Raw genomic sequence first — 8,355 nt, 5'->3', positions numbered from 1 at the left:
ATCCCGCCATCCGCCGAGTTCCACAGGACGGCCACCCGGGAGAGCCTGGGCACGGTCTCCTTCAGCAGGTCGAGCCGCTTGGCGCTCAGCTCCGTGGCCAGATCGGCGAGCCCGGTGATGTTCCCGCCCGGATGTGCGAGGCTCGCGACCAGGCCGGTGGCGACCGGGTCGCCAGAGCCCATGATGACGATCGGGATCGTCGTGGTGGCCTGCTTGGCCGCGACCGCAGCCGGCCAGGACCGTGTGAAGATCGCGTCGACCTTCAAGCGGACCAGCTCGGCCGCCAGCGCGGGGAGCCGATCCGTCTTCGCCTCCGCCCATCGGTCCTCGATGACGATGTTCTGCCCCTCGACCCAGCCCAGCTCGCGGAGCCCCTCGACGAAGGCCCAGCGCTGCTTCCAGTTTGGTGCGGCCGGGCGAGCGCCCGGGGCTAGGAAGCCGATCCGAAAGACCTTCGTCGGCGCCTGGGCCCCGGCCGGGAGCGGCAGGAAGCTTCCCAGAGCGAGCGTGACGGCAAGCCCGATTGCGCTGAGCCTCATGGTGTCCTCCTCAGGTTGCGGGAGCTGCGAGGAGTCTAGGCGGCGCCGAGGGCGCCGGTCAAGCGCGATCGCCACGCCCGCGCCGGCAATCCAGGCGAGGAGCATCCGCATGGGCTGAAGCTGGCCATGGCTCAGGCGGTCTCCACCATGCCGAGGGCGCGCGCTTCCTCGCGGAAGCACTCGATGTTCCTGAGCTTGATCCCCTCGTAGCCGCGGATCAGGTCGGGGAGCCGCGCGACCTTGAGCGCGCGCTCGTAGGTCTCGGAGGAGAGGTCCGCCAGCGCCCGCTCGACGAGCCCCCGGTATTCCCCGACGAGGGACCGCTCGACACGCCGCACCTCGGCGTAGCCGAACGGGTCGAAGGCGGTCCCCCGCAGGCGGCGGAAGCGCGCCAGGAGGCGAAGCACCCCCGCGAACCACGGCCCGAGCGCGATCTTCCGCCGCCAGCCGAGCGCGCGCAGGACCGGTGGATGGAGGTGGTAGCGCACCTTCACCGGACCGCCAAGCTCGGCCGCCAGCGACGTGGCCAGCTCGGACTTCACGTGCAGGCGGGCGACCTCGTACTCGTCCTTGTAGGCCATCAGCTTGAAGAGGTACCGCGCGACCGCCTCGCCGAGCCGGGTCTCACCGGGCATCGCGGCCCGCTCGGCCGCGACGACGCGCGCGACGAACTCCAGGTACGGCGCCGCATAGGCGGCATCCTGATAGGCGATCAGCTCGGGCACCCGGACCTCGAGCAGGCGTCGGAGCTCGCCGGTCGCGCCGACCGCGTCGCAGAGCCGTCGGGCCTCCGCGGTGAGGACCGGGGCGACCTCGACGGCGCCGGGGCGCCGCCGCTGGACGGTTCCGCCCCAGGCTGGATCGAGGACGAGCCGGCGACCCACCCGGAAGGCGTGGGTGTTCATCTCCACCGAGACCCCGTTGAGCGCGATGGCCCGCTCGATGGCGCCGGCACCCACCGGGATCGCGCCGGCCTGGTAGGCGGCGCCCAGCACGATCATGTTCGCGGCCATGTGGTCACGGAACAGGGCCTCGGCCAGCCCGAGCGCGTCGATGAAGACGTTCTCGTCCTTGCGGGTCACCCGCTGAATGGCGGCCCGGAGCCCGCCCGCGTCCGGGAACTCGACGTCCGGGGACGCCACCATGGCCCCGGTGGGCACCTGGGTCGTGGAGACGACCGCGATCGTCCGATCCGGCCGCGCGCGAGCCAGGTTCTGGGGGGCGCTGGCCACCAGGAGGTCGAAGCCCAGGTAGGCGTCGGCCTCCCCGGTCCCGACCTTGCCGGCCACATCGGCCGCGCGCTCCGCGATCTTGAGGTGGGACACCACCGGCCCGCCCTTCTGGCTCAGACCCGTCTGGTCGAGGCCGGCGACGAATTTTCCCTCGAGCAGCGCGGCCGTCCCCAGGACCTGGTTCACCGTCACGACCCCGGTGCCGCCGATGCCCGTGAGGAACACGTTCGCCTCCGGGCGGACCCGGAGGACGGGCTCCGGGAGCTCCTCGTCGACGCGATGGAGCCGCCGGGCCGGCGCCGGCCGGTCGCCGAGCGGGATCACGGTCAGGAACGAGGGGCAGTCCCCCAGCAGGCACGAGTAGTCCTTGGTGCACGAGGATTGGTGGATCTGCGTCTTCCGCCCGAACTCGGTGTCGACCGGCTGGACGGACAGGCAGTTCGACTTGACCCCGCAGTCCCCGCAGCCCTCGCACACCGCCTCGTTGATCACGACCCGCAGCGCGGGATCGGGGAGCTTGCCCCGCTTCCGGAGGCGCCGTTTTTCGGCGGCGCATCGCTGGTCGTAGACGAGCGCGGTCACGCCCGGGATCTCCCGCAGGCGGCGCTGCGCTTCGTCGAGCCGGTCGCGATGCCAGACCTCGACCCCGGCCGCCCATCGCGCGTCCGCCGAGTACTTGTCGGGCTCGTCGGTCAGCACCAGGATCCGGCGGACGCCCTCCGCCTCGAGCTGGCGTGTGAGGTCCGGTACCGGAACGGCCCCGGCCGCGTCCTGCCCGCCGGTCATGGCCACGGCCGAGTTGTAGAGAATCTTGAAGGTGACGTTGGTGCCCGCGGCCACCGCCTGCCGGATCGCCAGCGAGCCCGAGTGGAAGAGCGTGCCGTCGCCGAGCTGCTGGAAAAGGTGGGAGATCTCGGTGAACGGCGCCAGCCCGACCCACTGGACTCCCTCCCCACCCATCTGCGTGATCCCGACGACGTCGCGGTCCATGTAGAGCGCCATGCCATGGCAGCCGATGCCGGCCGCCGCCGTCGAACCCTCGGGCACCACCGTCGAGCGGTTGTGGGGGCATCCCGAGCAGAAGTACGGCTGGCGGGCGACGGCGAGCGAAGCCGGGCGCTCGCGGAGCGCCTCGAGGGCGGCCAGCCGGGCCGAGACCGAATCGAGCCGGAGCCGCCCCTCCAGCCGGCCCGCGACGATCCGCGCGATCGTGTCGGCGTCGAGCTCGCCGTCGGCCGGGACCAGGACCCGGCCGGCGTCGTCGCGCTTTCCCACCACGCGGGGCCGCTCCGTCCGGCTATACAGGATGTCGCGGACGAACAGCTCGACGAACGCGCGCTTCTCCTCGATGACCAGGATCTCCTCGAGCCCCCCGGCGAACTCCCCCACGATGCCGGGCTCGATCGGAAACAGCAGGCCGAGCTTGAGGAGGCGGATGCCGTAGCGGTGGAGCGCTTCGTCGTCGAGCCCGAGGTCGTGGAGCGCCTGTCGGAGGTCGTAGTAGGCCTTGCCGGCGGCCGCGATGCCGAGCCAGGCGCCCGGTGTCGGCACCGTGATCCGGTTCAGGCGGTTGGCCGCCGCGAAGGCCTTGGCCGCCTCGAGGCGCCCGTACTGGATCTCGCGCTCGACGTCCAGCGTGAAGGGCGGGAGCAGGAGCTTGGGCTGTCGCGCCTCCCACCGGTGCCCGTCGTACACGAACCCGGGGTCGGTGGTGACGACGCGGCCGGGCGCCACCTCGGCCGTGCCCACCGCGTCAGCGACGTCGGTCACGATCTTGAGAGCGACCCAGAGCCCCGAGTACCGTGACAGCTCGAAGCCGAGGCGCCCGAGGTCCAGGATGTCCTGGATGCTGCCCGGGAAGACGACGGGGATCTGGGCGTCGTAGAAGGCGACCTCCGAGTGGGTCGGGAGCGTCGAGGACTTCGCCTGGGGATCGTCACCGGCCAGGGCCAGTACCCCGCCATGACGTCCCACCCCGGCGAAATTCGCGTGCTTGAAGATGTCGCCGCTCCGGTCGACGCCGGGCGCCTTGCCGTACCACATCCCCAGGACGCCGTCGTAGCGGGGCCGCGGGAACAGGTGCGTGAGCTGGCTCCCGAACACGGCGGTGGCCCCGAGGTCCTCGTTGACGCCGGAGATGAAGACGATGTCGTGCTCGGCCAGGAGCGCCCGGTTCCGCTCGATCGTGATGTCGAACCCCCCGAGCGGCGATCCCCGGTAGCCGGAGATCAGCGTGGCGGTATGGAGCCCGCGCCGGCGGTCGGCGCGGTGCTGATCGAGCGGGAGGCGCACGAGGGCCTGGATGCCGGAGAGGAAGATCCGCCCCTCCTCGAGGCGGTACTTGGCATCCAGAGAGAAGGCGGGGGTCACGCGGGCGAGCCCGTCAGGCCGGGGGAAAGCCGGCCTCGACGAGGGCGCGCTTGACCCGGGCCTCGTCGACCCGCGCGGGGTCGTACTCGACCCGGACTTCCTTCTCGGGCACCGCGACGGAGGTCGCGATCACCCCGCGGAGGCCGGTCAGGGCTGTGGTGATCGTCTCGGCACACCCCGCGCATCTGATCTTCGGCACCGTGAAGACTTGCACCATGATCGACCCGTAGCTCCGACCGTCGGTTTCCGGAGATGAAAAAAGGGGGCGGACGGCCCCCTGTCGATGCCCTGGCGTCCCGCCAGGGTCAGCGACAGCCTCAGCCGCCGCCCGAAGCGCAGCCGCAGCCGCTGCCGGCCGAGCCGGCGACCGTCGAGCCGGTCTTCACACCGAACATCGACAGCCGCCGCGAGACGTCATGGCTCGCGCAGCGCGGGCAGCTCACGGTCATCTGCCCGTACACGAGCTTTTCGAACTCCTCGCGACAGGCGAGGCAGCTGTATTCGTAGATCGGCACCGGGGCTACTCGCCTCCCCGCTGGACGTAGCTCTTCACGAACTCCTCGGCGTTCTCCTCGAGGATGTCGTCGATCTCGTCCAGGATCTTGTCGAGCTCTTCCTTGATCTTCTTGCCCTTCTTCTGGACGTCGGGATTCGCCTTGGCGTCCTCGCCTTCGGGCGGTCCCTTCGGCCGCTCGACCTTCTTCTTCTGCTGGTCGGCCATGATCCCTCCTTATCCGCCCCTGCGCGTGTGCCCTACACCTTGGGGAGGACGATACCCTGCTGCGCCTGGTACTTCCCTTGCCGGTCCGCGTACGAGACGGCGCAAGTCTCGTCGGACTCGAAGAAGAGAACCTGAGCGATCCCCTCGCTCGCGTAGATCTTCGCCGGAAGGGGGGTCGTGTTGGAGATCTCCAGCGTCACGAAGCCCTCCCACTCCGGCTCGAACGGCGTGACGTTGACGATGATGCCGCACCGGGCATACGTGGACTTCCCCACGCAGATCGTCAGCACGTTGCGGGGGATCCGGAAGTACTCGACCGAGCGTCCCAGGGCGAAGGAGTTGGGCGGGATGATGCACACCTCGCCCTGAAAATCGACGAATGACCGCGGATCGAACGCCTTCGGGTCCACGACGGTGTTGTAGACGTTGGTGAAGATCTTGAACGAGTCCGAGATGCGGAGGTCGTACCCGTAGGACGATAGGCCGTAGGAGATCGCGCCATGGCGGACCTGCCGCTCCTCGAAGGGCTGGATCATGCCCTTGTCGAGGGCCATGCGCTTGATCCACCGGTCGCTCTTGATCATCGCCCCACGGGCCCTCCCGGACCTGGCGTCGACCAGTCCGCTGGCTTGCGCTCATCCTAGCGTCGGGAAGCATGACAGTCAAGTCTTTTACCCTCTCCAGTGCATTTCGCGTGCCTTCCGGGACTTGCCGGGGCCCCGGTTGTGCGCGCCGCGGCGGCGCTGCTAGAGTAGCGGCCATGGACGCGCCTCCCGAGCCCGTGTTCACCGGCCGCCTGCAACTGGGCTTCGGTCTTCTCGCCTTCGGTCTCGGCCTGATGTTCCTGTCCGGGAAGGTGCTGCCGGCGCCGCTGGCAGGCGGGATTGCCAGCGGCATCGCGCTGGCGGTCGCCGGCTTCGTCCTCGTGGTCGTGGAGGCGCTCCGCGACCCTCGAGGTGGACCGGACGACCGCCCTCCGGAAACCGGGGGCGGAGGGCCTTCCCTGGACGCACGGGCGTGAGGTCACGCGGGATGTGAGCCATCGGAGGGGCCCCAGCGGCCCTCCGAGAGTTCCCCAGGACGAGGTGCCGCGGGCGAACCCGCGGCGCTGGCGCCGTCCGCGGCGCGCGCTCAGCCCGACAGGCTGCTGGTGTCAGGTCGGGGTCACGTCTTCCCGGAGCTCAATCGAGGTACGCGGGACTTCTCCGGCCGGTCCGGCTTCCACGCTTCTGGAAGCACTCGCGACAGTACACAGGCTTCCCGGCCGTCGGCTTGAACGGGACCTGCGTGTCCTTTCCGCACTCGGAGCACACGGCGGAGAACAGCGGGCGCGATGCGCCGCTCTCCGTGCTCGCGCTGCCGCCGCCTTTCCGCGCCATCCGGCAGTTCCGGCAGCGCGTCGGCTCGTTCTGGAAGCCCTTCTCGGCGTAGAAGGCCTGCTCTCCCGCGGAGAAGAGGAACTCCTTGCCGCAGTCCCGGCACACCAACACCTTGTCCTGGAATTCCATGGTCCTCACGTCTCCTCTGGCATGCGGATCAACCCGGACGGTGCCTGACGAACGAGGGCCGCGTTCACCTCCATCCGGCCGCGCCGCCCGCGGCCCACGATCTCCGGGCCGGCGCTCATTCGAGCCGTCTCTCGGCGTCGCCGTCGCCGAGCGGCCGCTCGGTGGTCGCGACGTGGGGGTCGACGCGGCAGACGTGTGGGGCCACGGCCGCCGCACCGTCGCGGCTTGCCCCCGCCGGCGGGCGGGCTCGGCACGTCACGGCCGCGATGGGCATCGAGCGAAGTCGACTGGCGGGACCGGGGGCGAGGGTAGGGTCACGGACGGCGAGGCAGGCGCTGCTGGTTCGGTTTCGATTCCCGTGCGGTGCTGTCTGTCGCGCTTCTGTCCTGGCTGGAGGACTCGCCTGTTCCGACCATAGCAGCGGGCCGGGAGAGCCGTCAATGGGAAAATTACGCCGGGAGCTCGGTCACCCGGGCGCCCCGGGAATCGGCCGCCAGGACGAGCGTCCGCCCCGTGAGCCCTTCGCGACCGAACGCGTCTCGCATCGCCCCGGCGACTGCCGTCGCCCGGGGCTCGGCCGCGACGGCCAGAACCGACGGCCCTGCCCCGGACAGCGCCACGCCATGGGCGCCGGCCGCGCGGGCCGCGGCCGTGACCCGCGAAAGCCACGGGAAGAGGGCCTGCTCCCGGTACGGCTGGTGCAGGCGATCGGCCATGGCGGCGCCGAGCAGCTCCCAGCGCTCGCGAGCCAGCGCGGCCAGGAGGAGGGCCGTGCGGCCCACGTTGAAGACCGCGTCGGCCCTGGAGTAGCTCGCGGGAAGCGCGGCCCGCGCCTCGGCGGTCGAGCTCTCGCGATCGGGGACGAGCAAGGCGAAGCGGAGATACGGAGGCACCGGCAGCGTCAGGACCGCCCGTGCCTCGGCGTCCCAGCAAATGACGGCCAGCCCGCCGTGGAGCGCGGCGGCGAGATTGTCGGGGTGGCCCTCCTGCGCCACCGCGAGCTCCATGATTCCATCCGACGACAGCGCCCGGCCCAGCAAGGCGTCGGCGCCGAGAATCCCGGCGAGCCACGCGGTCGCGCTCGACCCGAGCCCGCGACTCGGGGGAATGGCGTTTACCTGCCGAACGCGCAACCCGTGGAAGACGCGACCGGCCGCCTGGTAGACGAGCCGGGCGCCTCGGACGACGAGGTTCTCGTCGTCCCGCGGGAGGCGGTCGGCTCCTTCCCCTTCGATCTCGACGTCGACGCCCTCGGCCTCGGCCAGCTCGACTTCGTTGTAGAGCTCGAGGGCGAGGCCGAGCGCGTCGAATCCCGGGCCACAGTTCGCCGAGGTCGCGGGCACGGTGACGCGGACTCGCACGATCTAGACCTTGGGAGGGGGCCTCGACGGCCCCCTCCCAAACCTCCCCCAGGAGGGGTGGCGGCGGCGAAGCCGCCGCTCGGAGCACTCCTCGATGCACCGCGCGCTCGGTGGTCGGCGCCGGATTACTCCGACACACTCGGCTGGAGACCGCCACCCGGAGGTTCGGCCGGATCTCCGGGACGGTCGAGGCTCAACGGCCGGCGGGACCAGAGAGACCACGTCGGCCCGGTCACCGCGACCTGCCGGGAGAACTCGTAGAGTGGGGAGAAGGTCGCCACGACGAGCGGCTTGCCGCCCGGTCGAGGCTCCCGAGAACAGGCGGCGAGCAGGAGCGCCACGAGCGCGATGCCGAAGAGCCGGCGTTTCATGACGAGATCTTCCGTCGAGGGGATGGTCTCCGGCGAAGGGTGCGTGAGGTGCCACCACACCGCCGCCGCGGCGCCCGCGGCTCCGAGCGCGAGGCCCGCCAGCACATCGCTGGGCCAGTGGGCGCCGAGGAGGATGCGGGCCAGCCCGACCGCCATCATGGTGAGGAGGGCGAGCCCTTGAATGCCGAGGCGCCACGGACGGGCGAGCCGCGACCGCCCCACGAGGTAGACGACCAGCACTGCGAAGGTCGCG

The 8,355-nt window shown here is 70.9% G+C and carries 10 protein-coding genes; 1 reads left to right on the top strand and 9 read right to left on the bottom strand.

Features of this window, described 5'->3' with window-relative positions:
* The 6 genes from VGW35_24715 to dcd all read right to left on the bottom strand — a co-directional run.
* Positions 1–539, bottom strand: a 539-nt coding sequence (locus VGW35_24715) for an ABC transporter substrate-binding protein (GenBank protein HEV8310876.1), incomplete at its 3' end; no start/stop codon positions are given.
* 131 nt (positions 540–670) lie between these two features.
* Positions 671–4,141: an indolepyruvate ferredoxin oxidoreductase family protein gene (locus VGW35_24710; protein ID HEV8310875.1), complete on the bottom strand. Its 3,471-nt coding sequence runs from the start codon at positions 4,139–4,141 to the stop codon at positions 671–673.
* Between the two features lie 13 nt (positions 4,142–4,154).
* Complete coding sequence (locus tag VGW35_24705) at positions 4,155–4,358, bottom strand: heavy-metal-associated domain-containing protein (GenBank protein ID HEV8310874.1); 204 nt, start codon at positions 4,356–4,358, stop codon at positions 4,155–4,157.
* Between the two features lie 100 nt (positions 4,359–4,458).
* A complete protein-coding gene (locus tag VGW35_24700) occupies positions 4,459–4,656 on the bottom strand; it encodes a zinc ribbon domain-containing protein (GenBank protein ID HEV8310873.1) in 198 nt (65 codons plus the stop codon).
* Positions 4,657–4,661: 5 nt separating this feature from the next.
* Positions 4,662–4,862, bottom strand: coding sequence for a ubiquitin-like protein Pup (locus VGW35_24695; protein ID HEV8310872.1), 201 nt, complete (start codon positions 4,860–4,862; stop codon positions 4,662–4,664).
* A 32-nt stretch (positions 4,863–4,894) separates the two neighbouring features.
* Positions 4,895–5,446: a dCTP deaminase gene (dcd, locus tag VGW35_24690; protein HEV8310871.1), complete on the bottom strand. Its 552-nt coding sequence runs from the start codon at positions 5,444–5,446 to the stop codon at positions 4,895–4,897.
* A gap of 176 nt (positions 5,447–5,622) precedes the next feature.
* Between dcd and VGW35_24685 the strand changes: the two genes are divergently transcribed.
* Positions 5,623–5,883, top strand: coding sequence for a hypothetical protein (locus VGW35_24685; GenBank protein HEV8310870.1), 261 nt, complete (start codon positions 5,623–5,625; stop codon positions 5,881–5,883).
* A 160-nt stretch (positions 5,884–6,043) separates the two neighbouring features.
* Here VGW35_24685 and VGW35_24680 read toward each other — a convergent pair whose 3' ends face one another.
* The 3 genes from VGW35_24680 to VGW35_24670 all read right to left on the bottom strand — a co-directional run.
* The gene (locus VGW35_24680) at positions 6,044–6,370 is read right to left on the bottom strand and encodes a zinc-ribbon domain containing protein (GenBank protein ID HEV8310869.1); all 327 of its coding nucleotides are present in this window, start codon (positions 6,368–6,370) and stop codon (positions 6,044–6,046) included.
* A 449-nt stretch (positions 6,371–6,819) separates the two neighbouring features.
* On the bottom strand, positions 6,820–7,731 hold the full coding sequence (gene thrB, locus VGW35_24675; protein ID HEV8310868.1) for a homoserine kinase: 912 nt from the start codon (positions 7,729–7,731) through the stop codon (positions 6,820–6,822).
* 125 nt (positions 7,732–7,856) lie between these two features.
* On the bottom strand, positions 7,857–8,355 hold a 499-nt coding region (locus tag VGW35_24670; GenBank protein ID HEV8310867.1), incomplete at its 5' end, for a phosphatase PAP2 family protein.

Source organism: Candidatus Methylomirabilota bacterium, from assembly GCA_036005065.1.
Classification (GTDB): domain Bacteria; phylum Methylomirabilota; class Methylomirabilia; order Rokubacteriales; family DASRDR01; genus DASYQW01.
Note: the sequence above shows the minus strand (reverse complement) of the source record. Positions and strands in the feature narration are given on the sequence as shown.

Excerpts from the sequence above, each read along its gene's own strand:
- VGW35_24705 (HEV8310874.1), bottom strand. The coding sequence starts at position 4,358 with ATGGTGCAAGTCTTCACGGTGCCGAAGATCAGATGCGCGGGGTGTGCC.
- VGW35_24695 (HEV8310872.1), bottom strand. The coding sequence starts at position 4,862 with ATGGCCGACCAGCAGAAGAAGAAGGTCGAGCGGCCGAAGGGACCGCCC.
- dcd (HEV8310871.1), bottom strand. The coding sequence starts at position 5,446 with ATGATCAAGAGCGACCGGTGGATCAAGCGCATGGCCCTCGACAAGGGC.
- VGW35_24685 (HEV8310870.1), top strand. The coding sequence starts at position 5,623 with ATGGACGCGCCTCCCGAGCCCGTGTTCACCGGCCGCCTGCAACTGGGC.
- VGW35_24680 (HEV8310869.1), bottom strand. The coding sequence starts at position 6,370 with ATGGAATTCCAGGACAAGGTGTTGGTGTGCCGGGACTGCGGCAAGGAG.